The 26,167-nt window shown below is 62.7% G+C and carries 25 protein-coding genes and 2 tRNA genes; 18 read left to right on the plus strand and 9 right to left on the minus strand.

Going from position 1 to position 26,167, the window contains the following annotated elements; translation table 11 throughout:
* Positions 1–90 precede the first annotated feature (90 nt).
* The 3 genes from SZ63_RS07850 (at position 91) to SZ63_RS12445 (ending at position 4,125) form a co-directional block, all read left to right on the plus strand.
* The gene (locus SZ63_RS07850) at positions 91–1,614 is read left to right on the plus strand and encodes a transglutaminase-like domain-containing protein (protein WP_048183979.1); all 1,524 of its coding nucleotides are present in this window, start codon (positions 91–93) and stop codon (positions 1,612–1,614) included.
* 245 nt (positions 1,615–1,859) lie between these two features.
* Positions 1,860–2,999: an alcohol dehydrogenase-like regulatory protein ErcA gene (gene ercA / locus SZ63_RS07855; protein ID WP_048183982.1), complete on the plus strand. Its 1,140-nt coding sequence runs from the start codon at positions 1,860–1,862 to the stop codon at positions 2,997–2,999.
* Positions 2,989–4,125: a PAS domain S-box protein gene (locus SZ63_RS12445; protein ID WP_162199200.1), complete on the plus strand. Its 1,137-nt coding sequence runs from the start codon at positions 2,989–2,991 to the stop codon at positions 4,123–4,125. Before ercA ends, SZ63_RS12445 begins: the two co-directional genes overlap by 11 nt.
* A 126-nt stretch (positions 4,126–4,251) precedes the next feature.
* Here SZ63_RS12445 and SZ63_RS07865 read toward each other — a convergent pair.
* Both SZ63_RS07865 and hypD read right to left on the minus strand, forming a co-directional pair.
* Positions 4,252–4,323: transfer RNA gene (locus tag SZ63_RS07865), tRNA-Arg, on the minus strand.
* Between the two features lie 52 nt (positions 4,324–4,375).
* Positions 4,376–5,407, minus strand: a complete 1,032-nt coding sequence (gene hypD, locus SZ63_RS07870; RefSeq protein WP_048183985.1) for a hydrogenase formation protein HypD — start codon at positions 5,405–5,407, stop codon at positions 4,376–4,378.
* A 46-nt stretch (positions 5,408–5,453) separates the two neighbouring features.
* Between hypD and SZ63_RS13240 the strand changes: the two genes are divergently transcribed.
* A complete protein-coding gene (locus SZ63_RS13240; protein ID WP_268872784.1) occupies positions 5,454–6,188 on the plus strand; it encodes a mechanosensitive ion channel domain-containing protein in 735 nt (244 codons plus the stop codon).
* On the plus strand, positions 6,116–6,490 hold the full coding sequence (locus tag SZ63_RS13245; protein WP_268872783.1) for a mechanosensitive ion channel family protein: 375 nt from the start codon (positions 6,116–6,118) through the stop codon (positions 6,488–6,490). Before SZ63_RS13240 ends, SZ63_RS13245 begins: the two co-directional genes overlap by 73 nt.
* Here SZ63_RS13245 and SZ63_RS07880 read toward each other — a convergent pair whose 3' ends face one another.
* Entirely contained in the window at positions 6,491–7,417 is a 927-nt protein-coding gene (locus SZ63_RS07880; protein WP_048183988.1) for a radical SAM protein, read from the minus strand.
* A 144-nt stretch (positions 7,418–7,561) separates the two neighbouring features.
* Between SZ63_RS07880 and SZ63_RS07885 the strand changes: the two genes are divergently transcribed.
* The 6 genes from SZ63_RS07885 to SZ63_RS07910 all read left to right on the plus strand — a co-directional run bounded on the left by SZ63_RS07885 (position 7,562) and on the right by SZ63_RS07910 (position 12,340).
* Positions 7,562–8,293 carry a sugar phosphate isomerase/epimerase family protein gene (locus tag SZ63_RS07885; RefSeq protein WP_048183991.1) on the plus strand — a complete coding sequence of 244 codons (732 nt, stop codon included), beginning with the start codon at positions 7,562–7,564 and terminating at the stop codon, positions 8,291–8,293.
* Positions 8,294–8,373: 80 nt separating this feature from the next.
* Positions 8,374–8,446, plus strand: a tRNA-Thr gene (locus tag SZ63_RS07890).
* 218 nt (positions 8,447–8,664) lie between these two features.
* Positions 8,665–9,081: a class I SAM-dependent methyltransferase gene (locus tag SZ63_RS07895; RefSeq protein WP_048184221.1), complete on the plus strand. Its 417-nt coding sequence runs from the start codon at positions 8,665–8,667 to the stop codon at positions 9,079–9,081.
* A gap of 162 nt (positions 9,082–9,243) precedes the next feature.
* A complete protein-coding gene (locus SZ63_RS07900; protein ID WP_156168443.1) occupies positions 9,244–9,927 on the plus strand; it encodes a hypothetical protein in 684 nt (227 codons plus the stop codon).
* Positions 9,928–10,076: 149 nt separating this feature from the next.
* Positions 10,077–10,514 (plus strand): FKBP-type peptidyl-prolyl cis-trans isomerase, encoded by a 438-nt coding sequence (locus SZ63_RS07905; protein ID WP_048183997.1) that lies wholly within the window; start codon positions 10,077–10,079, stop codon positions 10,512–10,514.
* Between the two features lie 143 nt (positions 10,515–10,657).
* Positions 10,658–12,340 carry a bifunctional metallophosphatase/5'-nucleotidase gene (locus tag SZ63_RS07910; protein ID WP_048184000.1) on the plus strand — a complete coding sequence of 561 codons (1,683 nt, stop codon included), beginning with the start codon at positions 10,658–10,660 and terminating at the stop codon, positions 12,338–12,340.
* 139 nt (positions 12,341–12,479) lie between these two features.
* Here SZ63_RS07910 and SZ63_RS07915 read toward each other — a convergent pair whose 3' ends face one another.
* On the minus strand, positions 12,480–13,511 hold the full coding sequence (locus tag SZ63_RS07915) for a methyltransferase domain-containing protein (RefSeq protein ID WP_052959106.1): 1,032 nt from the start codon (positions 13,509–13,511) through the stop codon (positions 12,480–12,482).
* 151 nt (positions 13,512–13,662) lie between these two features.
* Between SZ63_RS07915 and SZ63_RS07920 the strand changes: the two genes are divergently transcribed.
* Positions 13,663–13,977, plus strand: coding sequence for a ferritin family protein (locus SZ63_RS07920; protein ID WP_048184003.1), 315 nt, complete (start codon positions 13,663–13,665; stop codon positions 13,975–13,977).
* Positions 13,978–13,989: 12 nt separating this feature from the next.
* Here SZ63_RS07920 and SZ63_RS13070 read toward each other — a convergent pair whose 3' ends face one another.
* Together SZ63_RS13070 and SZ63_RS07930 are read right to left on the minus strand one after the other, a co-directional pair.
* Positions 13,990–14,166, minus strand: coding sequence for a hypothetical protein (locus tag SZ63_RS13070; RefSeq protein WP_169746317.1), 177 nt, complete (start codon positions 14,164–14,166; stop codon positions 13,990–13,992).
* A gap of 32 nt (positions 14,167–14,198) precedes the next feature.
* Positions 14,199–15,047 carry an SDR family NAD(P)-dependent oxidoreductase gene (locus SZ63_RS07930; RefSeq protein WP_048184009.1) on the minus strand — a complete coding sequence of 283 codons (849 nt, stop codon included), beginning with the start codon at positions 15,045–15,047 and terminating at the stop codon, positions 14,199–14,201.
* Between the two features lie 167 nt (positions 15,048–15,214).
* Between SZ63_RS07930 and SZ63_RS07935 the strand changes: the two genes are divergently transcribed.
* Positions 15,215–17,053: an AMP-binding protein gene (locus SZ63_RS07935; protein ID WP_156168445.1), complete on the plus strand. Its 1,839-nt coding sequence runs from the start codon at positions 15,215–15,217 to the stop codon at positions 17,051–17,053.
* 590 nt (positions 17,054–17,643) lie between these two features.
* Here SZ63_RS07935 and hisH read toward each other — a convergent pair.
* The gene (hisH, locus tag SZ63_RS07940; RefSeq protein ID WP_048184226.1) at positions 17,644–18,252 is read right to left on the minus strand and encodes an imidazole glycerol phosphate synthase subunit HisH; all 609 of its coding nucleotides are present in this window, start codon (positions 18,250–18,252) and stop codon (positions 17,644–17,646) included.
* Complete coding sequence (locus SZ63_RS07945) at positions 18,227–19,636, minus strand: phosphoadenosine phosphosulfate reductase domain-containing protein (RefSeq protein ID WP_048184013.1); 1,410 nt, start codon at positions 19,634–19,636, stop codon at positions 18,227–18,229. Before SZ63_RS07945 ends, hisH begins: the two co-directional genes overlap by 26 nt.
* A gap of 437 nt (positions 19,637–20,073) precedes the next feature.
* Between SZ63_RS07945 and SZ63_RS07950 the strand changes: the two genes are divergently transcribed.
* Positions 20,074–20,370, plus strand: coding sequence for a hypothetical protein (locus SZ63_RS07950; protein WP_156168447.1), 297 nt, complete (start codon positions 20,074–20,076; stop codon positions 20,368–20,370).
* Positions 20,371–20,598: 228 nt separating this feature from the next.
* On the opposite strand, the gene SZ63_RS07955 is transcribed toward SZ63_RS07950, so the two are convergent.
* Positions 20,599–21,831: a glycosyltransferase gene (locus SZ63_RS07955; protein ID WP_052959107.1), complete on the minus strand. Its 1,233-nt coding sequence runs from the start codon at positions 21,829–21,831 to the stop codon at positions 20,599–20,601.
* A 394-nt stretch (positions 21,832–22,225) separates the two neighbouring features.
* Between SZ63_RS07955 and SZ63_RS07960 the strand changes: the two genes are divergently transcribed.
* Genes SZ63_RS07960 through SZ63_RS07975 form a run of 4 tightly spaced genes read left to right on the plus strand, consistent with a single transcriptional unit; the run spans position 22,226 to position 26,167 of the window.
* Positions 22,226–23,398 (plus strand): carboxylate--amine ligase, encoded by a 1,173-nt coding sequence (locus SZ63_RS07960; protein WP_156168449.1) that lies wholly within the window; start codon positions 22,226–22,228, stop codon positions 23,396–23,398.
* Between the two features lie 2 nt (positions 23,399–23,400).
* Positions 23,401–24,420 (plus strand): polysaccharide deacetylase family protein, encoded by a 1,020-nt coding sequence (locus SZ63_RS07965; protein ID WP_052959108.1) that lies wholly within the window; start codon positions 23,401–23,403, stop codon positions 24,418–24,420.
* A gap of 39 nt (positions 24,421–24,459) precedes the next feature.
* Positions 24,460–25,449 carry a GDP-mannose 4,6-dehydratase gene (locus SZ63_RS07970; protein WP_048184021.1) on the plus strand — a complete coding sequence of 330 codons (990 nt, stop codon included), beginning with the start codon at positions 24,460–24,462 and terminating at the stop codon, positions 25,447–25,449.
* Position 25,450: 1 nt separating this feature from the next.
* Positions 25,451–26,167, plus strand: a complete 717-nt coding sequence (locus tag SZ63_RS07975; RefSeq protein ID WP_048184023.1) for a sugar phosphate nucleotidyltransferase — start codon at positions 25,451–25,453, stop codon at positions 26,165–26,167.

The raw sequence follows: 26,167 nt of genomic DNA on the forward strand, positions 1-26,167 counted from the left end.
CTCCCGTAAAACACTAAAATTGCCGGAACTACCTGGAAAATGTTTTGAGAAAAGAAAAGATTTTTCTACAATTCGCATGTTCTCTCTTCTATGAGATCCACCGTGATCATTGTTTCCGCGGCTGTGTTCGCCCTTCTTTTCATCTTTGCGGCAGGATGCACTGCCGCAACGGAGGAAAAGACCGGTTCCGCCGCTCCGTCGCCGGCCGACGAGGCCTACGCCCGGGGGCTCGCCGAATATGGAGCCGCCAACTACCGGACAGCCGAGGAACGCTTCGCGGAGGCCTGTGCCCTCTATGCCGGTGCCGGTGATCCGGACAGGGCAAGAACCGCAAGGAATGCGATGTTCCGGGCGAACAGGACGTATGCGGAGTACACGTTCGACACTGCGGCCGCAGAGGCGGCGTTGCGGGAGAAGGTTCCCGGCATCACCGATGTCGCGATAACCGACTGGCTGGAGAACCGCGCGCAGAAGATCGTCTCGGAGAACGAGACGCTGTACTTCTACGACATTGCCGGCAACTACCTCTACGCGCACCCCGACGAGATGCAAAAACTGAATGGGGGGAATCTCGACTTCGACTACATCGCCCGGTACGCCTGGTCGGTGAACCGTTCGGAGAGCGGGCCGTACGTGAACCCGGTGCGCTACGAGGGCGTCGAGCGGCTCGAGATCCCGTTCGAGGCGCTTCCGTCGACAGGTATCTTAAAGATCTGGCTCCCGCTCCCGGTCGAGACGGATGCGCAGAGGAACGTCACCGTCACGAACCTCTCGTGCCCCGACTTCATCGTCGCCGGCCCGGTCACCACCGGCTCTATCGGCTACGTCTACTACGAGATCCCGGCCGGGGCGGTCAACGGGAACCTCGTCATCTCGGCGGATATCGCGTTCACCTCCTACGAGCAGGTCTTTGACGATATCGACCCGGAAAAGGTCGGGGAGTATAACACGAGCGATCCTGAATACCTGCTCTACACGAAGTCCGAGAGGAACATCGAACTCACGGACGCGGTCCGGGAGAAGGCGCAGGAGATCGTCGGCAACGAGACGAACCCGCACCTTCAGGCGCAGATGATCTACCGCCACATCATAAAGACCTATCCCTACAGCCACGTCCCGCACGGCTCGCTCGATGCCCGGGAGCCCAAGGCCGCCGAGTCGACCTACATGTTCGAGACCGGTCACGGCGACTGCGGCACCCAGAGCATGCTCTTTGCCGCGTTCTGCCGGTCGCTCGGGATCCCCGCCCGCGCCGTCGGCGGCTACCAGATGCTCCTCTCCGAGACGCCCGGCACCCACTTCTGGGCGGAATACTACCTGCCCGGCTACGGCTGGGTCCCGAACGACGTGACGGTCGCCGAGGTGGCCGACTGGGTCGCCATCCCCGAAGAGAAAGGAGCGGCGTTCAAGGACTACTACGCCGCGAACCTTGATCCCACACGTTTCGTCATCCAGAAGAACGTCGACGCCCCGATGGATCCGTCCCTCCCCGGCGATGCCGTCGTCTTCAGGGTCGTCCGGCAGTACCCGGCGATCGTCTGCGATACGGCAGAGGACGACCTGGATCTCGTCGGCATGGAGTGTTTCGGCATCAGCCTTGAAGCCGTAGCCTGATCCCGACCACCCTTTTTCCCGCAGGTCCGCCCGGGAAATGCGTTGCCATGCCGGCGGGAAAGGTGCCGCGGGTTCCTTATCAAACGTCTTTTTTGTGCCAAACTTAATGAATAAGATGGGAACAATACCTAAATATCGCAACGCACTCTTCAACCACGGCCGGTTCGCCAGGATATATCCCTGCGGTTCCGTTTTACTGACCGGAACTCTCCTATCGATTGCCGGACTTACCATCGTGCCGAACCATGATCCAGAGAAGCCAGCTCGACCTGAGAAAGTTCGTGGCTCCCGAATTTATCTGCGGATACGGGGCACTGCACCTTGCGGGGCGGTATGCCCGCAACTTCGGGATGAAGCAGGTGCTCCTCGTCACCGATCCTGGCGTCCGGGCCGCAGGCTGGGCGGGGGCCGTCGGGGAGAGCCTGGCCGAAGCGGGGGTGTCGTTCACCGTCTTCGATTCCATCTCTGCAAATCCCCGTTCCCGGCAGGTGATGGCGGGTACGGAAGCATACCTCGCCGAGGAGTGCAACGGCATCGTCGCCGTCGGAGGGGGCAGCCCGATGGACTGCGCCAAGGGGATCGGGATAGCGTCCTCCAGCATGCGCGATATCCTCACGTTCGAGGGCGTCGACCGGGTGCCGGTGCCTGCCCCGCCGCTCATCTGCATCCCGACGACCGCCGGAAGTTCCGCCGACGTCTCCCAGTTCGCCATCATCACGGACGAAGGGAGGAAGCGAAAGATCGCCATCGTTTCTAAAACGCTCGTCCCCGACATCTCTCTGCTCGATCCCGAACCCCTGACGACGATGCCGCGGGAACTGACCGCGGATACCGGCATGGACACCCTCAGCCACGCGATCGAGGCCTACGTCTCGAACGCCAGTTCCCCGATGACCGACGTGCATGCCCTCGAGGCGATGCGGCTCGCCGTGAGCGCACTGCCTGCGGCCATGGCCGAGCCGGAAGACCTGAACCTGCGGTTCTCGACCCTCCTTGCCAGCCTTCACGCCGGACTCGCGTTCTCGAACGCCAGCCTCGGGGCGGTCCACGCGATGGCGCACAGTCTCGGAGGGGCCTACGATCTTGCGCACGGACGGTGCAACGCGCTCCTCCTCGAGCACGTGATGGCGGCCAACTACGAGGCGGCATCCGACCGGTACGACCGGATCGGGGCGATCCTCGGGCAGGGACGGGCGACCCCGGCGGAGGGGGCGGCCGCGTTTCGGAAAACGCTCGGGATCACCGGGACCCTCGCCGGAGTCGGCGTCCGGGAGGATGCGCTCCCCGCCCTTGCGGCGGCGGCGCACGCCGATCCCTGCATGGTAACGAACCCGCGCAGCCTCGCCTGCGAAGACATTGAACGGATCTATGGGCATGCACTCTGAACCTCCCGGTGAGCGGGACGCGCTCCGCGAGAAGATCATCGGCCTCGGGGAGACGTCCCTGCACAAGAGTTACTATCCCGAACTGCAGAGACGGCTTGCGGAGCTCGAACGGTTCAGGGCGCTGCTCGACCAGACGCACGACGCGATATTCCTGATCCGTGCGGAAACCGGGAGACTTGCGGACGTCAACGCATCCGCAAAGGCGTATCTCGGCTACTCGAAGAAGGAGCTGCTCGCGATGCCGTTCACCGACCTGATCTCCCCGCAGCAGAAGGCCCGGTTTGTCGAATTCGTCCATAAGATCAGCGTTCTGCCGTCCGAGTCCCGGCAGACCTGGACCGCGCCGCTCGTATCGCGGAGTGGAACGGAGATCCCGATGGAGATCACCGTCCGTTCGGTCACCTTCGGCGGCGAGCAGTACGTCGTCGCGATTGCGCGGGACATCACCGAGCGGATCCGCATCGAACGGGAGATCAGGATAAAGGAGAGCGCTCTCGAATCGTCGACGAACGGCATCCTCATCGCCGATCTCACCGGGGCGGTCATGTATGCCAACCGGAGTTTTGCTGCGATGTTCGGCTACGAGCGGGAGGGCACGATCGCGGGGAGAAACCTGGAGGCGTTCTTTGCGGACCCCACCGTCGGGGAGAAGGTTACGGCCCATCTCCTCGACAACCCTGCGATCGTGCAGGAGACGGTCGGGCTGCGGAGCAACGGCTCTCCGTTTCACATCCAGATCTCGGGCAGCGTCGTCCAGAACGATGCCGGGCAGCCGCTCTGCATCATGCTGATCGTGATGGATATCACCGAACGCATCCTCACCGAGCAGATGAAGCGGGAGACCTACACCCAGCTCGGGAAGAACATCGAGCAGTTCGCTATCCTCGGGGACCATATCAGGAATCCCCTGCAGGTGATCGTCGGGTATGCGGAGATGATCGACGATCCGTTTGCAGCAAAGATCCTCGAGCAGTCGCGCCGGATTGACGACCTCGTCACCCGGCTCGACCGGGGATGGGTCGAGTCGGCGAACGTCAGACAGTTTCTGCGGCGGCACGGGGACGGTGCAAAGCCCCCCGGGGAGACGTTTTTCCGGTTTTCGAACCTGAAGGAAGAAGATCGCTGATGCACGGATTTTTAGTGTGCGCGGGTTCCGGCGATTTCGAAGGATACCGTCACCTTCCCGGTACACGAAGATATCCGCTGCGCTGCGACCATAAATTTGACGGGAATTGAGTTCGAAAAGATAAAACGCCCCGGCCGGGATTCGAACCCGGGTCGAAAGCTCCGGAGGCTTTCAGGATATCCACTACCCTACCGAGACTGCCATATTATGTTGTTGTGTAAGGTATAAAAGGCCAGCGGAGGGGGCGGGTTCACGCCCTCCGCGATTCGTAGAGATGCCAGATCTTGCAGGCTCCTTCGTGGCTGACCATGCAGGGGCCCACAGGGGTGCGCGGGGTGCAGACCTTCCCGAAGAGTTTGCAGTCGGACGGCCGGGCGATGCCGCGCAGCACCTTGTCGCAGATACAGGCGGAGTGCTTGTCCACGTGCCGGATCTCGATATCGTACTTCTTCTGCGCGTCGTAGCCCTCGAACTCCGGTTTCAGGCGGAGGCCGGAGGCCGGGATCACCGGGAATCCGCGCCACTCGACGTCATACGGCTCGAAGACCTCGTACATCAGGCGTTTCGCCTTGACGTTCCCTTCCCGGGTGACCACGCGCGGGTAGGCGTTCTCCACCCGGTGCGCCCCCTCGCGGACCTGCTGTACCGCCATCAGGAGACCGAGGAGGATATCCTCGGGCTCGAACCCCGCGACGACCTGCGGGACGGGGAACCGCTCGTACTCCTCGTAGCCCATCACCGCGCAGACGTGCCCCGGGAGGAGGAACCCGTCGAGCGACGCCTCCCCCTGGCCGAGGAGCCATGCCATCGCGGGCGGGACGAGCCGGTGGCACGAGAGGATAGAGAAGTTCTCCGGCGGGCGGGAGAGGATCGTGGCGGCGACCGTCGGTGCGGTCGTCTCGAACCCGACCGATATGAAGACGACCTCCCGGTCGGGTTCCCTCCGGGCGATCTCCGCCGCCTTGTGGATGCCCTGCACCACCCGGACGTCCCCGCCGCTCGACTCGAGCGATCCCTTCGTCCCGGGAACCCGCAGCAGGTCGCCGTAGGTGGCGATGGTGCAGTCGCGCTCCACCAGGTCGAGCGCAGCGTCGATCTCGCCCTGGGGCGTGATGCAGACCGGGCATCCCGGCCCCATCACGATCTTGAGCCGCTCGGGAAGGACGCTCCTGAGCCCGGCGCGGGCTATTGCCGCCTCGTGGGTGCCGCAGATGTGCATGAGCGTGATATCCCTGTCCACGAGAGCGTGAAGCGTATCCAGGATCTCCTTACCTACCGCCATGAATTATCACACTTATATTCCACTGACAGCACATATTAGTACCGGAATGAACAGCATCATGTACGGAAGCGCGGTCGTCCTCTGCGGAATCATCGCAGCGTTCATCGTTCACGAGGTCTTCCGGTGGCTGCAAAAGCGGGCCGACCTCACGGAATCAAAACTCGACGACATCGTGCTCTATTCGCTCGACAAACCCCTGGCCATTGCCATAATCGCGGGTTCCGTCTGGATCTCCGTAACGTTCATCATCGACCCCGCGGCCCTTCTCGGGGAGTACGCATGGCTCGTTTCGGAGAAATACTTCGCCGCGGCGGCGATACTCATCGCGGCGTGGGTGATCTCTTCGTTCATCTACAACTTCATCAACCTCTACGGCAGGTGGATGGCGTCGCAGACCGAGACCGACCTCGACGACCGGATCATCCGGGTGCTCGAGGTCTCGGCACGCTACATCATCTGGTTCATCGCCATCCTCATGGTGCTCCAGATGCTCGAGGTGAACATCACGCCGCTCGTCGCCGGTGCCGGGCTCGCCGGCCTGGCGGTGGCGCTCGCTGCCCAGGACATCGTCTCCAACTTCTTCGGGGGCGCGGTCATCCTGGTGGACAAGCCGTTCGCCGTCGGCGACCGGATCAAGATCGACGAGTTCCTCGGAGACGTGATCAGCATCGGCCCCGGAGCACCAGGATCAAGACGCTGGACTACCAGATGGTCACCCTTCCGAACTCGAAGGTATCGAGCAGCGTCATCGTCAACTACGCCCTGCCGGACGTCAAGTTGAAGATCAAGATCCCGATCTCGGCTGCCTACGGCAGCGATATCAAGCGCGTGAAAGAGATCCTCATCGATATCGGGTGCGAGGCCGCGGCACGGTCGGAGTACGTCCTCTCCGACCCTGCGCCGTCCGCCTACTTCCTCGAGTTCGGAGCATCGAGCCTGGACTTCATGCTCGTCCTCTGGGCAAAAGCCTTCAACCTGACCTGGGACGTCCAGGACTACGTGAACACACGCGTCTACGAGCGGTTTGCGGAAGAAGGGATCGAGATACCGTTCCCGCAGATGGACGTTCACCTGCGGGGCTGATCAGGTCGCCCGGTAAAATACCCCTCTTTTTTCCTGCACCGGCTCGATCTGCCCGCCGGACTCGAGAACCCTGAGGTGTTTCGCGACCTCGGCCGGTCTGATGCCGAGGAGTGCCGCGAGATCTGTGGGCGTGCAGGGCCTCCGCCGGATGGTCGCGAGGATCGTCTCTGCGACATCCTCGCTCTCCGGCGGCAGCGCTCTCTCCGTGCAGGCCGCCCCGATCACCTCCCCGCCGAGCATCGCTGCGATCCGCTCGAGCGCCCCGATGGAGGCCGGCCTCACCCGGATATCGGTGCCGGGGCGGTCGAGGGTGTTTATCTGGACGCGGTCGGGACGGATTGCCGCGACGGCTTCCTGGAGGAGCCGGAGTTCTTCCTCGGTGTCGTTGATGTCCGGGACAATGAAGATCTCGAGCCGGATCTCGCCGGGATACCCGGGGACGAATTCGAGCAGCCCCTCGAGCACCTGCTCTGCGGTTAGCCCCCGGCAGGGACGGTTGATCCTCAAGAAGACCTCCTCGGAGACGGCGTCGAGCGACGGCACCACGAGGTCCGCGGGCATGAGGGCGTTGCGGACATCCGGGTCGGTGAGGAGCGCGCTGTTGGTCAGCACCGCGACCCGGTAGCGGGGGTAGCGGTCTTTGATGAAGGAGATGATCTCGCCGATCCCGGTGTGAAGCGTCGGCTCCCCGGAACCGGCGAACGTGATGTAATCGAGATCCGGCCCTTTCGCGAGAAAATCGTCGAGTTCCGCGATGACCAGTTCGGTCGGGACGTACTCGCGCCGCTCGCAGGTAAGATCGGTCGTCCGCCCGCATTCGCAGTAGACGCAGTCGAAGGTGCAGGTCTTGTGCGGCACCAGGTCGATCCCGAGCGAGATGCCCAGCCGCCGGGAGGGGACCGGGCCGAAGAGGTGACGGTATGCCATGGGGTTGTCCGGAGTAGTATCCGGCGCGAGGACTCATCAGGATTTACCTCCCTGCAACGGCCCGGCCGGCAAACTTCACGGGTCGCGATCCACCGGGAGGTGCGTATTCCGAACCTATTTATCGTCCCGCCCGGAACATTCTGTATGTTCGGCGTCTCCACCTACTGCCTTCACCACGAGCCGCTCTCTCTCGCGCTTGAGAAACTTGCTCCCATCACCGATTGCGTGGAGGTGATGGACGACGGGCTGCACTACCTGAAGAGTGCGGAACCGCTCGAGAGTTATTCGTACCGGTATTTCATTCACGCGCCGGCCCGGGGGGTCAATATCGCAAGCCTCCTTGAGCCGATCCGCCGGGCGAGCGTCGAGGTTCTGACGCAGACCTTCGGCGTCGCCGCCGAGGCCGGGGCGGACGTGGTCATCCACCCGGGCTACTATGCGTGGAGCGAGGAGCGCGATCGGGCGACGGAGCGGTTCCGTCAGTCGCTCTCCGAGCTGACTCTGGCGGCCGAAGACCTCTCGGTCACGTTCTTTGTCGAGAACATGGGGAACTGGGAGTATTTCTTCCTGCGCACCTGCGACGATCTGCCGCTCATCGACGGGATCGGGCTCGCGCTCGACGTCGGCCACGCGAACCTGAACGGGTGCCTGGACTGTTTCCTCGCCCACCCGGCGGCGCACTTCCACCTGCACGACAACGACGGCACCGAGGACACGCATTCGCCGGTCGGGGACGGGACGATCGACTTTTCGGCCGTGATGAAGGCCGTGCGGCGGAGCGGTGCCGTCCCCATCGTCGAGGTGGAGACCTTCGAGGGGGTGACCGCCAGCATATCCGCGCTGGAGGGGATCGCCGCCGCCCAACCGGGCGAATAAGAGCGGTCCCGCCCGGTTTTTTCCCCGGTTTCGGCCGTAACCTTTTATAGGGTAAACCTCCAACATAATTGGTGCGTCACGCCTCAGTGGCTCAGCCGGTAGAGCGCGTCCTTGGTAAGGACGAGGTCGCGAGTTCGAATCTCGCCTGAGGCTTTCTGTTTTGGATTACTGCACTTATCGAAGGCCCGGCCATTGATATATCCCGTTCGTTATGCGCTGGTTCTCGTCTCATGCCGCGAACGTATAGAACCCGGTGCATATATGGTGTGACGCCGTATTGCTGTCTGCCGGCCGCTTTGATGAGATCCTCGACGTTGTCATGGAGTGGGCCGGCAGGACGATCTTGAGATGCTGCACAAGCGGTGGTTTACATGCCAGGGCTCGTCTCGGAAAAAATGGGTATTAAAGAAGGAATGAGGGCATTCTTCCTGGATGCGCCACCGGAGGCAGTGGCGGCAATGCATCTGCCCCCGCTTATTGTAGCCGACAAGCTGGAGGGTTCGTTCGACTATATACACTACTTCGTAAAAAGCCGGGCGGAACTTGATACGCACTTTGCGGAACTGAAAGCGCACCTCGCCCCCGGCGGCAGGTTATGGGTATCGTGGCCGAGGGGCGGACGGTTGGGCACGGATCTCGACATTAAATCGGTGATCGCAATCGGGTACAACCACGGACTGGTCGAGAGCGTCAACCTGCGTATCGACGACGTATGGACCGGACTTAAGTTCACCCGGCCCAGGCCCGGCAAGATCTATAAAAATAGGCACGGACGACTGCCCGATTAGCCGGCTCACTCCGTGCCTGTAATTATTGAGCGGTGCGACAGGGTCATGCCGCAGCCGGTACTGCCCGGATCCAGAGATGATATTTGTAGATAGCGGTTGAGCCGCCGTTGACTGCGATGCCCGTCCCGCCTCCCCAGCTCTGTCGAGCCATACCTTTATATTGTGACAATCCTCTGGGGTTCTAATTCCAGAACGCTGGAATTTGGGGGGATGGAAGTGAGAAAAATTGCGATTCTCGTAATTTTAATGTCGCTTCTCGTTGGCTGCGTGCCGGCCCAGGATGTGGCAACTCCGGAGACGCCAACAGTCACGGAAGAGACGGTGACGCCAACCACTGAAGAGACGGTGACGGCAGACACGGAAACGCCGGCTCCTTCTGAAGTTGGCGGTATAGACTGGTTGATGTTTCTCGTCCTGTTAGTTATCGGCACTCTGATCGTGTTTCCCTGGCTCGTCATAACCTACTCGAATATCCACATACGCAACAGGATCATGGCCGATATCCACGATGTCCAGAATGAGAAACTGAAGAAGGAATACTACGAGATGCTTCTCGCTCAGATTCCCGAGCGCAAAGGACTGTCCCGGTTCTCGCTGATGCTGGCGGTGACGTTGATCATCGGGACGGCCGTCCTGTACCTTGTCATTAAAGAGCCGGGGAGCGAACTGCTGGAGACTATCATCGGTGTCCTGACGGGTGCGCTTGCATCCATCATCGGGTTCTTCTTTGGAGGCCGTGCCGCGGAGAGCGCGAGTGAAGGGCCAAACCTGGAACTGGTGCAGGAAACCGCTAAAGAAACCGCCAAGAAGACCATCAAGGAAACTTCCGGGAAACCCGGTGGGTAAAACGGCGGGAGAGGCAGACCGTTCCGGGTAAGCGAGGTGGAACAGGGCTGCGGGGAGCTCGTCTGCGTGTAAGCCTTCCGGGAGCGGTGCCGGAGATTCACGGTATTCCCAATACTTAAACCACTGCCCGACAAACCGATCAGGCACCCATGGCACCCGCAACAGACGGCGACACCCTCCTCCTGCACTTCACCAGCACCCGCCCCGACGGCGAGATCTTCGAGGATACCCGCTCGGGCGAGCCGGTCCGGGCCACCCTCGGGGCGAACCGGATCAATCCCCTCTTTGAGGAGGCGCTGATCGGAAGAGAGCCGGGCGAGACGGTTACGGTGGCGCTGCCCCCGGAGAAGGCCTACGGGAAGTTTAATCGGAAGCTCGTGGTCACGGTGAAACGCACGAAACTGAAACTCGACCACGAACCGGTCGTCGGCGAGTTCGTCCACGTCGAGGTGCTGGGGAAGCCCTGCCTGGTGACCGTTCTCGACGTGGACGCAAAAAGGATCACCGTCGACGCCAACCATCCGCTCGCGGGAGAGACGATCACCTACACGATCACCATCGAGGCGATCCTCCCCCGGGACGGCTGAGCGGCCGCCCCGGAACAACCGGGATAGACCCCGCCGCGCCGGACCGGATGTTATCCCTTCCGGCGACATAAACGCCCTGTTCCTTCGTTTCCGCCCGGATCCATTCCGGCTGGTATTTATGCCGCCGGAAAAGACCTCTTTTCATGACAGCCGGTTCGTCCACAGGCGGCAGATCGCCCCGCCGGCAGGCGGTCGCCGGCTTACTGGTTCTCCTGATCGTCGTTGCTCCCATCGCACTCTCGGGCTGCTTCTCCCCGGACCCCGAACCGGTGCATGTTCGGATCCTCGCGGTCAACGACTTCCACGGGCAGCTCCCCGACGGGCAGAAACTCGACGGAGAACCGGCCGGGAGCGCGCCGGTGCTTGCGTCGTATCTCAAATGCGCGACGGCCGGTGCCGGCGGGGCGGCCACGTTCATCGCGCTCCCGGGAGACGTCGTCGGGGCGTCGCCGCCCGTGTCCGGGCTGCTGCTGGACGAACCCGCCGTGCTCTTCTTCAACGGCCTCGCGGACGGCTGCCCGGAGATGGTGATCGCGACCTTCGGCAACCACGAGTTCGACCGGGGCACGGACGAACTGCTGCGGATGGTCCGTGGCGGGAACGGCGCGGCGCCCCTCCCCCGCCCGGTAGACCCCTACCCTGGCGCGGCAGCGGAGTACGTCTCCTCGAACGTGGTCTGGAAGACGAACGGCACCCTCCTTGCCGCCCCCTACACCATCCGCGACGCCGGCGGTGCAAAGATCGCGTTCATCGGTGCCACGACGATCGAGACGCCCTCGATAGTGAAGGCGATCAACATCGAGGGAGTCGCCTTCGAGAACGAGACCGAGTCGATCAACCGCTACGTCCCGGAGATCCAGCAGCAGGGGGTGCACGCGATCGTCGTCCTCCTTCACGAGGGCGGCTCGCAGGATCCCTACGACGGCCCGACCCGGGAGGGGGAGAACGTCACCGGCAGGGTCGCCGCGATCGTCGCCGGCCTTGACGGAGACGTGGACGTCGTTCTCTCGGGCCACACCCATGCGTTCACCAACGCCTACCTGGAGAACTCCGGCGGGAACCGGGTGCTGACGACGCAGGCGTACAGTTACAGCAGAGCGTTTGCCGACATCGATATCGTCATCGACCCCCTCACCGGCGAGGTCGTCCACGCGTCGGCACGGATCGTCCCGGCATACGGAAACGCCACCACTCCCGACCCGGAGGCCCAATCACTGCTCGAGATCTGCGAGGAGGCGGTCGGGCCGATGACCGGCCGGATCATAACGACAGCATCTGCGGAGATCACGCGGCTGCAGACCGACGCCGGCGAATCCGCGCTCGGCAACCTCGTCGCCGACGGCCAGCGGGCGGCGATGGGAGCCGATATCGCGTTCGTCACCACCGGCTCGCTCCGGGCGGAGATAGCGAAGGGGAGCGTCACCTGGGGAGACCTTTATGCGGTGCAGCCGTTCTCTTCGACCGTCCTCTCGATGACCCTGACGGGAGAACAGGTCAGGGACGTGCTGGAACGGCAGTGGGAGGTTCCGGTACCGCCCCATAACCTCGCCGTATCCGGGCTGTCGTACACCTTCGACGAGAGAAAGCCTGCCGGCGATAGGATCGTCGAAGTCCGGGTGAACGGCACCCCGCTCGACCCGGACGGGAAGTACACGGCAGCGATGGTCGATTTCCTCGCGACCGGCGGCGACCGGTATACCGTCTTTCGGGAAGGCGCGGATATCGTCAACGGCCCGGTCGACGTCGATGCGCTGGTCGCGTATATGGAGTCCCTTCCGGACCCGGCGGACGTGAAGCCGGATGGAAGGATCGCAAAAGTCGCGTGAAGACCGGGAACCCGGACCATTTCACCCTCTCTTCCGGTGCCGGCCTGATAGTTGTGAAACGGCGGCGGCTCTTCTTTCGGATGCCGGCCCCGTTCTTGTTCCCCCGGATCGTCGTGCCGTGCGCAGCCGGCTGCGGACGTTATTCGACCGATATCGACCATGTCTCCCTTCTGGTAGGGACGTCCATTGTAAACTTGAACGAGATAGTCTCGCCTTGAGCATAGCGTTTCCTCGCGGTTCTGAAGAACGGGTGGTCCCAGTGAGTACGCGGAGATAAGGGGGACGTATCGAAATTGATCTCATCGTCAAATATCACCCTGAAATAGAGGCACAGGCCGTCCATCGAGCCGGATCGGACTACTTTCTTCGATATCTCTATAGATTTGGGAATTTCGCCCGGATCGTGCATCGTGTTCAGGTCGAAGGACAGGATCGGCTCCGGCTCGCAGAGAAGATAATCGACGGATGAATGCTCGATCTTAAGTTTGGGCGGCCGCGAGTGATCGTTATACTCGCTGCAATCCCTCAGGCAGTTGAAATCTATGCCGTATATGTTGTTCTCCCACAGGTGGGGAATCCTGTATTCCTCCTTTAAGCAGATCGGTTCGAGGAAGAGTTCGAATTTACCGGGTAGAATTCTTCCCGTGTTTTTGAGTATCCGTTTTTTGAGATCTAAAATATTCTCTATCATATTTTCGTCGACAAGGTTGGAACCCATCTGTTCGTGAAGAATGACGTCCACCTTTTCATCCGGCTCGAAAAAGCGGCTGTTTTGCGGCAAGAACACCACGTTGTTTATGCCGTTGCCGTCGGCAATTTTTTGAGCGACCGCTATCATAAATTCGGAATGGTCAACGGCATAAATCTTCTTCGGATTTTTCTGTGCCGCGAAGAACGAGAGAACTCCGGTTCCCGTTCCCAGATCGACAACGATGTCGTCCGGGTTAATATGGCGGTTGATGGCATCGTAGTACCTTTTCATCCGCACGGTATCTGCAATCATCATCTCGTGGCACGAGACGTCCTCGAACGTTCCCCTGTTTTCGATGTCGTAGAGCAATGTTCGGCCGAACTCCCTGGATTGAAGTAGATCCACGGCAGTTCTGCGAAGTACTGTCGTCATGTGAAGCATGAAGCTCAAAGGCCGCAGGATCAGAGGCCGCACTACCATGCTGCCACATGCCTGTTTCTAACGTATAATATTTTTCCGCATTCGTTCCTGAATGCGGACAGGCCCGTTCCTACAGTCATGGACCCCCGGCAGCAACCGGCCCAACCTATAAATAACGCCTCTCCCCATGACCCCCCGGAGGTCATCCGAGATGCCCGAATTTGCACAACCGTTCTCCGGGAACCGCATGGAGCGCAAACTGGACCGGGGAGAACTCATCAGGACGATCCGGTTCTCGATCGCCGCCGAGTACGAGGCGATCCAGTTCTACAACCAGATCGCCGAGTCGACCGACGAACCGCTGGTCCGGAAGGTGATGCGCGATATCGCGGACGAGGAGAAAGAGCATGCGGGAGAGTTCCTGCGGCTTCTCCGGGAGATCGAGCCCGCCGAAGAAGAGTTCTACCAGCACGGCTACGAAGAAGTCGAGGAGATGATCGAGGAGTTGAAGAAAGGCGGGAAGTGATTGCCCTTCCCGTCACCTGATCCTGCAGGACTCGTCGTAGGATTTCTTGCAGTCGGGGCAGAGCGTCCGCGCCTTCTCGAGGTCCGGGTAGTTCTCTTCGGTGATCTCGTCGCAGGCCGCCCCGCAGATCTCGCACCAGTATTCCTTTGTCTCTGCTTTCTCTTCGCCTTTCAGCTCGCGTCTGGTCATGCTGATCTCCCTCCGGGCGGTGCCGTTCCACCTCATCGTGCATATGCTTTCGGGTCGGCCCACCGCACCGCCCCGGTGAGACCGCTTCCCATCTCCCAGAACCGTTCCTGGACTTCCGGGTCGGCGGCGAGGGACGACGGCTGGGTCCACCGGGTCTCCTCGAAGTAGCCGCCGTTCACCGTCCCGGCTTCGGGAGAGGTTGCGAGATACGTCTCCACCTCCGCCCCCTGCTCCGGCGGGGCGCCTTCGTTCCCGCCGTGGATGTAGGCCCGGAGGAGCTTCGTGTCGATCACCCCCGGGTGGAGGCTGTTTGCCGTCACTCCCGTCCCCTCGAGGGGCCGGGCGAGCCGGGCGGTGAAGGCGATGAGCCCTACCTTCGATATGGCGTAGGCCTCGTAGGGCTCATACCTCGAAAAGCCCGGGAGGTTTCCCCATTCGATCGACCCCACGCTCCTGTGGGCGATCGACGCGACGTTGACGATCCGTGCCGGAGCGCTTCTCTCAAGGAGCGGGAGGAGCTCGTGGGTGAGAAGGACCTGTGCAAGGAAGTTCACGGCGAACGTCATCTCGATCCCGCCGGGTGCAACCTCCCGCTCCGGCATGAAGACCCCGGCGTTGTTGACGAGGACGTCGAGCCGGTCGTACGTCTCGCCGATCTCCTCCGCAAGGCCCCTGACCTGCTCCTGCACCGAAAAGTCGGCGATGAAGAGATCGAGCCGGTCGGAGCCGGTGGCCGCCTCCAGTTCCGCGAGGACCTTTCGGCCCTTCCCGGAATCTCTGCCGTGGAGCAGCACGCGGTGGCCCTGCCGGGAGAGCGCGTGTGCGGTCGCTTTTCCGATACCGTCCGTCGAGCCCGTGACGAGGATGGTCTGCTCCGCCATAATGCGGCCCGGGTGTATATTCTCTCTATATGAACGTGGCGGTGCGCAAGATCGGTGCGCTCCACGGCACGTGCCCTGCGGTGGTGCACCGAAAGATGGCCTGTTTCCCTGGTGGCGGTGCGGGAAGAATCAAAAAGGTGATATGCTGCACCACAAACCTGTACTATATGGTGCGATACTCGGTCACGATGGATGACGACCTCGTGAAAGCGATCGACAGGATACGCGAATACCGGGGCATGTCCCGGTCGGAATGGCTCAACGACCTCTGCACGAAGTATCTGGACGGTGCATCCGCGAAAGGCGTGCAGACCGCGGTTCCTGCGGGGATACAGCCTGCAAACGTCCGGGAGCCGAACATGACCGATTACGAGGCCGCCTGTGCCAACTTCATGATCGACGTCCCCGAACAGTTCAACTTCGGTTACGACGTGATCGACCGGTGGGCCGAGACCGACCGGAACAAACTGGCGATGATCTGGGTCGACCAGGAGGGAAACGAGAGAAAGTACACCTTCCGCGACCTGCGGTATCTCTCCAACGGTGCCGCGAACATCCTCCTCAAGTACGGCATCAAGAAGGGCGACCGGGTCATGCTGATGCTCCCGCGGATCCCGGAATGGTGGATCTTTGTTGTCGCGCTCATCAAACTCGGCGCGGTCTTCTGCCCCTGCCCGACGATGCTGACGCCGAAGGACATCAAATACCGCGTGCAGGCCGGGAAGTTCCGGATGATCATCACGAACTTGGAGAACGCCGAGAAGGTCGACGAGGTCGCCGATGCCTGCCCGCTGCTCGACACCCTCTTCCTGGCGGACGGGGAGCGGGAGGGCTGGGCGAGTTACCCGCACGAGCTCGAGTACCCTGCACCGGTATCGCACCACAAGGTCAGCATGCCGGTCGCGAAGAAGACGAGATCGACCGACCCGATGATGATCTACTTCACCTCGGGCACCACCGGCGAGGCCAAGATGGTGCTGCACAACCAGAGTTACCCGCTCGGGCACATCATCACCGCCTCGCTCTGGCAGGACGTTACGGAGAACGACCTGCACCTGACGTTCTCCGATACCGGATGGGCGAAGTGCGCCTGGGGCAAGATATTCGGCCAGTGGATCGCGGGAGCCTGCATCTTCGTCTACGATATCCGGGGGAAGTTCGGCGCGACCGAGCTCCTTCCGCTGATCGAGAAGTACGAAGTGACCACGTTCTGCGCACCGCCGACGGTCTACCGGATGCTGATCCTCGCCGACCTCGACAAGTTCGACTTCCGCGATCTGCGGCACTGCTGCAGCGCCGGGGAGCCGCTCAACCCCGAGGTGATCCGCGTCTGGGAGGACGGCACCGGGCAGCCCATCTACGAAGGCTACGGCCAGACGGAGACGGTCTGCTGTATCGCCACGTTCCCCTGCATGCAGCATAAGCCCGGCTCCATGGGAAAACCCGCGCCGGGCTGGCAGATCGAGCTCCACGACGACGACGGCAACCTGGCCGGCCCCGGTGAAGAAGGGCGGATCGCGGTCAAACTCGATCCCCGGCCCGTCGGGCTCTTCGTGGAGTACCTTGACAACCCCGAGGCGAACCGGGAGTCGTTCCAGAACGGCTACTACTACACCGGCGACAAGGCACGCATGGACGAGGACGGCTACTACTGGTTCATCGGAAGGAGCGACGACGTCATCAAGTCGTCCGGCTACCGGATCGGGCCGTTCGAGGTCGAGAGCGCCCTGATGGAGCACCCGGCCGTCCAGGAATCGGCGGTCGTCGGGTCACCCGACCTGATCCGCGGGATGGTCGTCAAGGCCTTCATCGTCTTAAAGGCCGGCTACCAGCCGTCCGAATCGCTGGTCAAGGAGCTCCAGGCCCACGTCCGGAACACCACCGCTCCGTACAAGTACCCGCGGCTGATCGAGTTCGTCCAGGAACTCCCGAAGACGATATCCGGCAAGATCCAGAGGAACGTCCTGCGGGACCAGGAACTGCGGATGAGCAACAACGGGAACTGAACCGCCCGTTCACTTTTTTACCTGGGCGATGCCCACAAAAATTGAGGCACGGCTTTCCCTTTGATATCGCCATGACTGCCCCCGCCCCGAGGGGCGGGGGAGGAGCGCGAAGCGCGGGTGGGGTGGGGGTTAGAAGTGTCCTTTTGTGCAGAGACAGGGGAGGGGGAGACCCCCGCCCCGCGTGGCGATAGCCACCACGGTCACGGTCCACTGCACGGTGTTTGCTCCTCGTTCGGGCCGTTTTGTCTGTTGCACTCCAGAAACTCGTATCGCACCTCGCGGCGCCCGAACTCTCTTGAGGCGATCCTAAGCGTAAATCTGATAACCATCAACCCCGCCGCGACCTCGTGCACCAAAAAAGAATACCGCCCTCATCGGCGGCAAAAAACCGGCGGCCCGCTCGAAGAACGAAGTTCTTTTCGAACTCCGTTCCTGGCGGAACGTCGCAACTCGAAAACGCTTCGCGTTTTCTCAAGCTCCTTCCCTTCGCACCTGCGGTGCTCGTGCTCCCGCCCCGCACCTGACGGTGCTCCAGCTCCGTTCCGTTGGAACGTCGCACCCTTCGGCCGGTCGCGCTCGGGAAGTCGCCTTCAACAAACCCGCTCGATAAAGTTCTCAAGGATCTTCAGCCCCACCGCACCGCTCTTTTCCGGGTGGAACTGGACGCCGTAGGTGAGCCCGTTATTGACCGCCGAGGCGAAGGGGCGGATGTAGGTGGTGCTCGCGATGGTGTTCGCCGGTGCGGCAGCCGCGTAGTAGGAGTGGACGAAGTAGACGTACTCCTCCTCGTGGAGCCCGTCAAAGAGCGGGGTTCCGGGGTCGATATGGATGGTGTTCCACCCCATGTGGGGGACCTTCTCCCCGGCGGCCGGGACGAACCGCTTTACGTCGCCCGGCACGAGGCCGAGGCCCCGGTGGATCCCGTGCTCTTCGCTTCTGTCCATGAGCATCTGCATCCCGAGGCAGATCCCGAGGAGCGGCGTCTCGTTCGCGGCGGCAAGAACGGTATCCGCGAGTCCGCCGAGCATCTCCATCCCGTCCCGGAACGCCCCCACCCCCGGGAGGACGATCCCGTCGGCGGACGCTATCGCCTCCGGGTCGGCCGTGATCGCCGGTGCCGCTCCCGCCCGCTCGAGGCCCCGCAGCACGCTTCGCAGGTTGCCGAGGCCGTAATCAATTATAACTATCTTCTTCTTCATCCGCATCTCCCCGTTTCCGCCACAGTCCGCGCTCGATCCAGTCTTCGGGGAGGCCGCACCTCTCCTGCCACCGGGCGAGCCTCCCGTCCCACGCCTTGAGGAGTTCGGGGTGGGATTCCCCGATGATTGCAAACGTCGCAAGGTCGCTTGAAGGGCACATGAAACACCCGATACGGTCGAGCCCCCGCCCGTAGAGGGGGTTGTAGGGCGCCTTCTCGCGGAAGATGTAGAGCCAGACGTGCATCGCCGTCCACTGCTGGATCGGGGCCGCCGAGAGCTGCTGCGGGACGCGGGGGTTCTTCCAGACCCGCCTGCTCTGCATCCGCCGCACCGATTCGTACTTCCGCTGCCCGATGAACGAGAGGCATTCTCCCCAGTTCTCGTCGATCAGGCGGCCGACCGGGTCGAGTTTGCAGACCCGGCAGCACCAGCGGCTGTCGACGGCCGGCGGGCCGCTCTCCTCGAACGCCTTCCAGAACGCCTCTTCTTCGCAGACCCTGAAGACCTCGAGCCCGTAACGCTCCGCCACCGCGTCCACGTTCTCGCAGGTCTCGGGGAACTCGAGCCCCGTGTCCGCAAAGAGGAGCGGCACCGGCCCGAGCGCTTTTAAGACGACGAGCAGGGTCGCGAGGCTGTCCTTGCCGCCGGAGTAGGAGACCGTGGGCTGTCTGGGGTTCTGCTCCGCGACCTCGCGGACGAACCGGATGCTTTTCGCCTCATAGTCCGCGAGGACCGGTTCGTTTGCCCTGACGGCGTCGTCCCACGTCGCCTCTCCGGGGACGCAGATCGACCGGACGTTCTTTCGCGTCCTGACGACGACCCCGCGCTCCATCGTCCCGGCGGTTGCGGCATCGACCTTCGCTCTCCCGACGCCGACGCACTCGCCGGCCTTCGTCAGGATGAAGACCTCGTCGCCTTCGGCGACGGCGGGGTCGATCGAGACGAGGCCCGGCGCGAGGACGCTCGCACCGGACTCGAGGATGGACGGGATCGCGCCGTCGTCGACGACAACGTATCGCTTCGTCGGCTTCAGGTAATTCGCGGCGGCCGGGCGCGGGAGGGGCTCCCAGCGGTGCTCGTCCGGGAAGTAGCGGATCGCGCCCACGACCGCCCCGCCGAGGACGATCTCGTCCATCCGGTCGTCGGCAGGAACCTTGTTCAGGAGCGCGATATGGCCCTCCGGGATCAGCGCCGCTCCGAAATGCTCGCGGAATATACGGTTGACCCGCTCGATGTCGTCCGGGAACGCCGGACGTGCGTCTCCCGGCGGCGTGACGGCTACCGGGCGGGTGGGGGCGCCGCAGGCGCAGACCCCGGAGAGCACGGGGGCATGGCATGCGTCGCACCAGCGAAGCTGGATCTTGCCGAGGTAGATGCGGGCCATTCTTATATTCGTTGGGGCGAAACGAATAAAAATCTTGGTGTATTCTACACCTTTCCCGCAGTACTCTCCCCGCCGGCGGTTTTGCCCGGCGGGAGGGTTCCCTCTCGCCGCCGGCGATTCGCCCCGCCTTACCGGCCGCCGGAACCCGGGTTGGGTATCCCGGGTCGCGGGAATCAGGCTCTTTGGGCGTGGTGGAGGGCGTGAAGCAAACTATTAAATACAACTACTGTCTCATAGTATTGTCATGTTCAATCATGTAGAATTGTGCCCGCCGGCTGTCTGCCGGCGCGTCGGCAATTCTACGCCGGCTACCGGGGAGAAACCCGATCAACCGGACTCTCCGATAACAGCAATCGATGATACGCCCCTGTCCGGAGCCATAACCGCCGGGCGGGGGATGCGGGGTGATAACGATGCATGAGAGCAGGGGTGCAAAGATGGCGTCGATGCGAGTTGCAGGAAAATCGTTACGGAAGACCGAGATACTCGGGCTGTTCATCTTCATACTCATGGCGGTCGTCATGCTTGCGGTCGGCGCAGCGCTCTTCTGCGACTGGCTCGCCGAGCCGGGCTCGGCACCTGCAGGGACACCCGCCGATATCGGCCCGATACCCGGAGGATTCGCGGTTGCCGGCGCGATCCCGGTCATCCCCCTCGTGATAGGTGTCGAGGTGGTGGGGGCGCTCACGCTCGTCATACTCTACACCCTTTCCGGCGCCGGGCGTGGAGCATAGGGCGCTCCGATGCGACCCTCTCTCCCGCTATAGCCGGGATGCCGGAAAAAACTCCCTTATTTTGCCTCGATTCAGCGTAACGCGGCGGACTGTCCGTAAAATTTATATCCCGGCCGGATGACATCAGATCTATCCCACCTCGGGAGGGAGGTGTGTCATCCATGGCAAAGGACAAGAAGCCCCAGGATAAGAAGCAGGAGAAGAAGACGGAGAAGGTTCAGGACAAGGCTAAGAAGAACTGAGCCTCCAATTCATCACTCCCTCTTTTTCCGGCTCGATATGCCGATCTCTCTCCCTCCGGACGGCCTCGCGAAAGACCCGGTCGTAGGCCGCGGCGCTCTTCTCCCACGTAAAGAGTTCTCGCACCCTCTCCGGCCCGTTATGAGCCATCCGCCGGTACAGGTCCCGGTCGCCGAGCACCTTTATGGCGGCGGCGGCAAGCCCCGCGGCGTCTCCCGGCGGGACAAGGAGGCCGGTCGCCCCGTCTTCCACGGCATAGGGTATTCCGCCGATCTCCGTCCCGATGACCGGCGTGCCGCACGCCTGTGCCTCGATCAGCACCATGCCGAACCCCTCCGCACGGTCGCAGCTCGGCAGGACGAGGAGGTCGGCGCTGTTGAAATAGAGGGGCATCTCGTCCTCGGGGACAAAACCGGCAAAGATGACGTCCTCTAGGACGCCCTCGCCGGCGGCAAGCTCCCTGTAGTGGTCGATGTAGTTTCCCCGGCCGGCGAGGATGAGTTTGGCGCCCATGGACGCCCGGACGGTCTTCATCGCCCGGATCAGGTAATGAACGCCCTTATGCCGGCTCTCCCTGTCCAGGTGGCCGACGTAGAGGAGGATCTTCTCGCCGTCCAGGCGGTATTTCCGGCGCAGGAAGTCCGAGCGGTCTCCCCCGAACCGCTCGAGGTCGACGCCGGGGGCGGCGTAGCGCAGTTTCCGGCGATGCTTCGAGAGGTGCGGCGACCGCCCGGCGTAGTACTCCGACGTGGCGACGATGATATCGGCGAGGCGGAGCGTCTGCGAACCGAGAAGCGGGTAGTAGCACCGCCCGAACACCCGCGTCAGGAGATCCGAGCCGGTCAGGTCGTTGTGGTAGGTCAGGACATACGGCACCCGCATCCCGGCCGATGCCCGGGCGGCCGCGTCCGCGATGAACGGAACCGGCATATGAGCGTTGACGACGTCCGGGCGCACCGAACCGATGATCTGTTGCAGGGCCCTCTTCCACGCGAGGTTGACGGGGGTGCTCGAGACCTTGAACCGGTAGGGCAGCCGGATCACCGTAAGGCCGTCGATCCGGTCGGTTCTCACGGCGTTCTCCTCCCGGCTCCAGTTGGAGCAGACGACGGTCACGTCGTGCCCGAACTGCCGCTGCAGCCTGGTGCCGATCTCGTAGACGTACTTCTGGACTCCGCCCATGTGCGGGTAAAAGTACGGCGTCACCACCATGACCTTCATGCTTGCGCTCCGGTAACGGGGTGAAGGTGCACGATAACCCCTATAAATGTATCTGTGGGACCCGGGTGCCCGGCGGTTATCCTGAACGTCCAACGGGGTGCGGAGGCGGGACACCTGCCCCCTCCGCCGGTCGCATATCCGTCGATTCCGGCCTAACCCGGCCGGCACGTTAACGTTACCCTTCGAATATCCACGGAATTTACCTCCGGTCAATTCCCCGCATACTTGATCTCCGCAGTTTGATGTTCTGGAGGAGAGACCAATCCATCCTGCTCGTTCATCAGGTGTTTCTCACGGTTCCGTTACCGGATAGGAGGCTCCTGGATCGAGGGCAGGTATAAATATTAGAAGCGCTACCTATCGCCCATCAAGGTTCGTCCAGGGGGGGGAAGGATTGAGTCGAGGAGCCGTCTTCGTAACCGACGCACAGATGCGGAGCTCTCTTGCGGTCATCAGGTCGCTCGGGAAGCAGGGGCTGGAGGTGACCGCCGGCGAGGAGACGAGGTGTGCGACGGGCGCTTTTTCGCGGTACTGCAGCCGCCGTCAGGTATACCCCTCGCCGGTACGGGAGGAGGAGAAGTTCGTACGGCACCTTCTCGCTCTCCTGAAGGCAAAGGAATACGACGCGATCTTCCCGGTCGCCGACGCCTGTTTAAAACCCATCATCGACCATGAAGAGGAGATCTCCCGGTATACCCGGATCGCCCTGCCGCCCCGCGACGTCTTCATGAAGGGCTACGACAAGGGAACGACCCTCCGCATCGCTCTCGAGAACGCCATCCCCTGTCCGAAAACCTTCTTTCCGGAGAGCGCCGCCGAATCGGCGGAGATTGCCGGGGCAATCGATTACCCGGCCGTCGTCAAACCCCGGGTGAGTTCGGGCAGGCGGGGTGTCCGGGTCTGCAGCGGTCCTGACGACCTCCTCCGGGCGTATGAAGCGATCGTGCCGGCGTTCGGTCCGGTGGTGATCCAGGAGTTCATACCCGGCGGCGGGGAGCTCGGGGTCTACACCCTCACGAACGGCCGGTCCGAACCGCGTGCCGTGACCGTCCAGAGGAGACTCCGCTCCTACCCGGTCTCCGGCGGCGCGAGCACGCTCCGGGAGACCGTCAAAGACGAGTTTGCCCGGGAAGCCGCGGCGCTCGCCCTCCGTCTCCTGAAGGCGATGGGGTGGTCGGGTGTCGCGATGGTGGAGTTCCGCATCGACGCCCGCGACGGCACGCTCAAACTCATGGAGGTGAACCCGCGTTTCTGGGGGTCGCTTCACCTCTCCATCCTGAGCGGCGTGGACTTCCCCTACCTCCTCTACCGGATGATCATGGACGGGGACGTCGAGACGGTCGCGGATTACCGGGAAGGGGTTCGGTGCCGCTGGCTGCTCCCGGGAGACATCCTCTGGTACCTGAGCGCCCCGAAGACCTGGCAGAACTTTCGGGAGTTTCTCCGGTTCGGCACGCCCGACGATATCCTTTCGCTGCACGATCCGGGCCCCACGATGGGGTTCGTGCTCGCCACGGCGCGTTACGCGCTTGATCCGGAGATGTGGCGTTTTGTCCTGAGGCGATAACAATGAACGTCAACGCGCTCAGCATCGATCTCGAGTTCTGGTGGTGCAACGAATTCCTGACGAACTACCTGCCCCATGACCGGGAAGACGGGTTTCGGGATTCGCTGAGACCGATCTTTGCAGTACTCGATGCATTCGACGTCAAGGCGACGTTCTTCGTCCTCGGTTCCGTCGCGGAGAAGTATCCCGAGGTCGTCAGCGAGATCCACCGGGACGGGCACGAGATCGCGTGCCACGCCTACTCCCATAAGCCGCTCTACGCGATGAGCCGGAGCGAGTTCGAGGACGAACTGAAGAAGTCCCTCGAACTGCTCGACGACTACAACCCGGTCGGGTTCCGGGCGCCGTCGTTCTCCCTGAACAACGGGACGAGGTGGGCGATCGGGGTCCTGGAGAAGTACGGGTTCCGGTACGACTCGAGCATCTTCCCGGTGAGGACCCAGCTCTACGGCGTGCCGGACGCGCCCGTCGGCATCTACCGGCCCTCGCGGGAGGACGTCACCGTCCACGACCCCGACGGCCCGATCGTCGAGTTTCCGCTCTCGGTTCTCCGGATCGGCACGAACATCCCCGTCTCCGGCGGGTTCTATCTCCGGGCCCTCCCGAAGCGGTTTCTCTCCTGGGGCGTCGGCAGGATTGCCGCGAGGAGGCCGGCCAACATCTACGTCCATCCCCACGACATCTACCCGGGGCCTCCCCTGCTGAAGGTGCCGTTCATGTCCCGTCTCGTCACCTACCACGGCGTCCGGACGTCGCTTGAGAAACTCATCATGCTGATGGCGCGGTTCCCGTTCATGCCGATGGGGGCGCTTCTCGACAGGATGGCGCTGCTGCCCCCCGATGCCCCGGTTCCGGCGGCGCCCGCCGCTCCCCTGCGGCTGGTGGGGAGAGACGATCCGACCCTCCCCCCGTTCTCCTCACCCGGGCTCCGGCGGCAGCCCCTCGATGCCGTCGCGCACCGGTATACGGGCCGCACGCGAAAACAGGTCTGCGAAACAGGTGATCCCGATGAAGTATGGTAACTATGCAAAGCCCGCCGGGGTGCAGAGGAGTGGTCCGTGATGGACTGGACTGACAGGAAGGTGCTGGTGACCGGAGCCGGGGGCTTCGTCGGCAGCCACCTGACGGAGCACCTCGCCGGCCTTGGGGCGGACGTGCGTGCGTTCGTCCGCTACAACTCGAGGAACGATCCCGGCCTCCTGCGGCTGCTCCCGAACGAGCGGCGGGAGCGGGTGCAGGTCGTCATGGGCGACCTCAAAGACGCGGACGCAGTCAGAAGCGCCGTCCGGGACGTCGACGTCGTCTTCCACCTGGGTTCGCTCATCGCGATCCCCTACTCCTACATCCATCCCCGCGAGACGGTGGAGACGAACGTCCTCGGCGCGCTCAACGTCTTCGAGGCCGCACGGGATGCCGGCGTCGGGAAGGTCGTCCATACCTCGACGAGCGAGGTCTACGGGACGGCGCGCTACGTCCCGATCGACGAGAACCATCCCTTACAGGGGCAGTCGCCCTACTCCGCGAGCAAGATCGGAGCGGACAAAGTGGCCGAGAGTTTCTACCGGTCGTTCGACGTCCCGATCGCTACGATACGGCCGTTCAACACCTACGGCCCCCGCCAGTCCGCCCGGGCGGTGATACCGACGATCATCGTGCAGGCGTTGACGCAGGAGAAGGTCGTCCTCGGCGCGACGCACACCACGCGGGACTACACCTTCGTCGACGACCTGGTGCGTGCGTTCGTCCTCGTCGCCGAATCGCCGCGGACGGTCGGGGAGACGGTGAACGTCGGGTCGAACTACGAGATCTCCATCGGTGCCGTCGCGGAGACGGTCGCGTCTCTCATCGGCAAGGAGATCAAGGTCGTCACCGACAGCGGCCGCCTGCGGCCGGAGAAGAGCGAGGTGGAGCGGTTGTGGTGCGACAACGCCCGCGCCCGGGACCTCCTCGGGTGGTCTCCGGCTGTGCCCCTCAACGATGGCCTCTCGCGGACGATTGCATGGTTTAGAGAACACCTGGACCTATACGGTCCCGGACATTACGTGACCTGATATGAAAGCGGTTATTCTTGCCGGCGGCAAGGGGAGGAGGCTCGAACCCTACACGACCATCATCCCCAAGCCGCTTATGCCGATCGGGGACAAGTCGATCCTCGAGATCATCCTCCACCAGCTCCGGGAGCACGGCATCCGCGACGTGACGATAGCGGTGGGGCACCTGGCCGAACTGATCATGGCGTTCTGCGGCGACGGGAGCCGGTTCGGGCTCTCGATCACCTACTCGCGGGAGAACAAGCCGCTCGGAACCGCCGGATGCCTCGGGCTCATCAAGGATAAACTCTCCGAGCCGTTCCTGATGATGAACGGCGACGTCCTGACGACCCTGCCGTTCTCCGCGTTCATGGACTACCACAACAACAACGGGGCGATCGCGACGGTCGCCCTGAACAAACGAGATTACTTCGTCGATTTCGGTATCGTGGACACCGACGGCAACGGAGATATCGTCGGATACACCGAGAAACCGGGGTTCGAGCATTACGTGAGCATGGGGGTCTACGCGTTTAACCCGCGTGCCCTCGACTACATCACGCCGCACGAGTACATCGACTTCCCCGACCTGATCCGCGCCCTGCTCGCTGCGGGGGAGACCGTCAAGGCCTTCAAGTACGACGGCTACTGGCTGGACATCGGGCGGGTGGACGATTACCGGAAGGCAAACAGCGCATCATCCCCGTTCTACGGGGCGCCGGGCGTCGGAGGGGACTAG

The sequence above is a fragment of the Methanoculleus sediminis genome, from assembly GCF_001017125.1.
Classification (GTDB): Archaea; Halobacteriota; Methanomicrobia; order Methanomicrobiales; family Methanoculleaceae; genus Methanoculleus; species Methanoculleus sediminis.

Excerpts from the sequence above, each read along its gene's own strand:
- SZ63_RS07920 (WP_048184003.1), top strand. The coding sequence starts at position 13,663 with ATGCCCGAATTTGCACAACCGTTCTCCGGGAACCGCATGGAGCGCAAA.
- SZ63_RS07910 (WP_048184000.1), top strand. The coding sequence starts at position 10,658 with ATGACAGCCGGTTCGTCCACAGGCGGCAGATCGCCCCGCCGGCAGGCG.
- SZ63_RS07935 (WP_156168445.1), top strand. The coding sequence starts at position 15,215 with ATGGTGCGATACTCGGTCACGATGGATGACGACCTCGTGAAAGCGATC.
- hisH (WP_048184226.1), bottom strand. The coding sequence starts at position 18,252 with ATGAAGAAGAAGATAGTTATAATTGATTACGGCCTCGGCAACCTGCGA.
- SZ63_RS07970 (WP_048184021.1), top strand. The coding sequence starts at position 24,460 with ATGGACTGGACTGACAGGAAGGTGCTGGTGACCGGAGCCGGGGGCTTC.
- SZ63_RS07915 (WP_052959106.1), bottom strand. The coding sequence starts at position 13,511 with ATGGTAGTGCGGCCTCTGATCCTGCGGCCTTTGAGCTTCATGCTTCAC.
- SZ63_RS07975 (WP_048184023.1), top strand. The coding sequence starts at position 25,451 with ATGAAAGCGGTTATTCTTGCCGGCGGCAAGGGGAGGAGGCTCGAACCC.
- SZ63_RS13070 (WP_169746317.1), bottom strand. The coding sequence starts at position 14,166 with ATGACCAGACGCGAGCTGAAAGGCGAAGAGAAAGCAGAGACAAAGGAA.
- SZ63_RS07930 (WP_048184009.1), bottom strand. The coding sequence starts at position 15,047 with ATGGCGGAGCAGACCATCCTCGTCACGGGCTCGACGGACGGTATCGGA.
- SZ63_RS13245 (WP_268872783.1), top strand. The coding sequence starts at position 6,116 with ATGGTCACCCTTCCGAACTCGAAGGTATCGAGCAGCGTCATCGTCAAC.
- SZ63_RS13240 (WP_268872784.1), top strand. The coding sequence starts at position 5,454 with ATGAACAGCATCATGTACGGAAGCGCGGTCGTCCTCTGCGGAATCATC.
- SZ63_RS07905 (WP_048183997.1), top strand. The coding sequence starts at position 10,077 with ATGGCACCCGCAACAGACGGCGACACCCTCCTCCTGCACTTCACCAGC.
- SZ63_RS07945 (WP_048184013.1), bottom strand. The coding sequence starts at position 19,636 with ATGGCCCGCATCTACCTCGGCAAGATCCAGCTTCGCTGGTGCGACGCA.
- SZ63_RS07885 (WP_048183991.1), top strand. The coding sequence starts at position 7,562 with ATGTTCGGCGTCTCCACCTACTGCCTTCACCACGAGCCGCTCTCTCTC.
- hypD (WP_048183985.1), bottom strand. The coding sequence starts at position 5,407 with ATGGCGGTAGGTAAGGAGATCCTGGATACGCTTCACGCTCTCGTGGAC.
- SZ63_RS12445 (WP_162199200.1), top strand. The coding sequence starts at position 2,989 with ATGCACTCTGAACCTCCCGGTGAGCGGGACGCGCTCCGCGAGAAGATC.
- SZ63_RS07895 (WP_048184221.1), top strand. The coding sequence starts at position 8,665 with ATGCCAGGGCTCGTCTCGGAAAAAATGGGTATTAAAGAAGGAATGAGG.
- ercA (WP_048183982.1), top strand. The coding sequence starts at position 1,860 with ATGATCCAGAGAAGCCAGCTCGACCTGAGAAAGTTCGTGGCTCCCGAA.
- SZ63_RS07850 (WP_048183979.1), top strand. The coding sequence starts at position 91 with ATGAGATCCACCGTGATCATTGTTTCCGCGGCTGTGTTCGCCCTTCTT.
- SZ63_RS07950 (WP_156168447.1), top strand. The coding sequence starts at position 20,074 with ATGGCGTCGATGCGAGTTGCAGGAAAATCGTTACGGAAGACCGAGATA.
- SZ63_RS07880 (WP_048183988.1), bottom strand. The coding sequence starts at position 7,417 with ATGGCATACCGTCACCTCTTCGGCCCGGTCCCCTCCCGGCGGCTGGGC.
- SZ63_RS07965 (WP_052959108.1), top strand. The coding sequence starts at position 23,401 with ATGAACGTCAACGCGCTCAGCATCGATCTCGAGTTCTGGTGGTGCAAC.
- SZ63_RS07955 (WP_052959107.1), bottom strand. The coding sequence starts at position 21,831 with ATGAAGGTCATGGTGGTGACGCCGTACTTTTACCCGCACATGGGCGGA.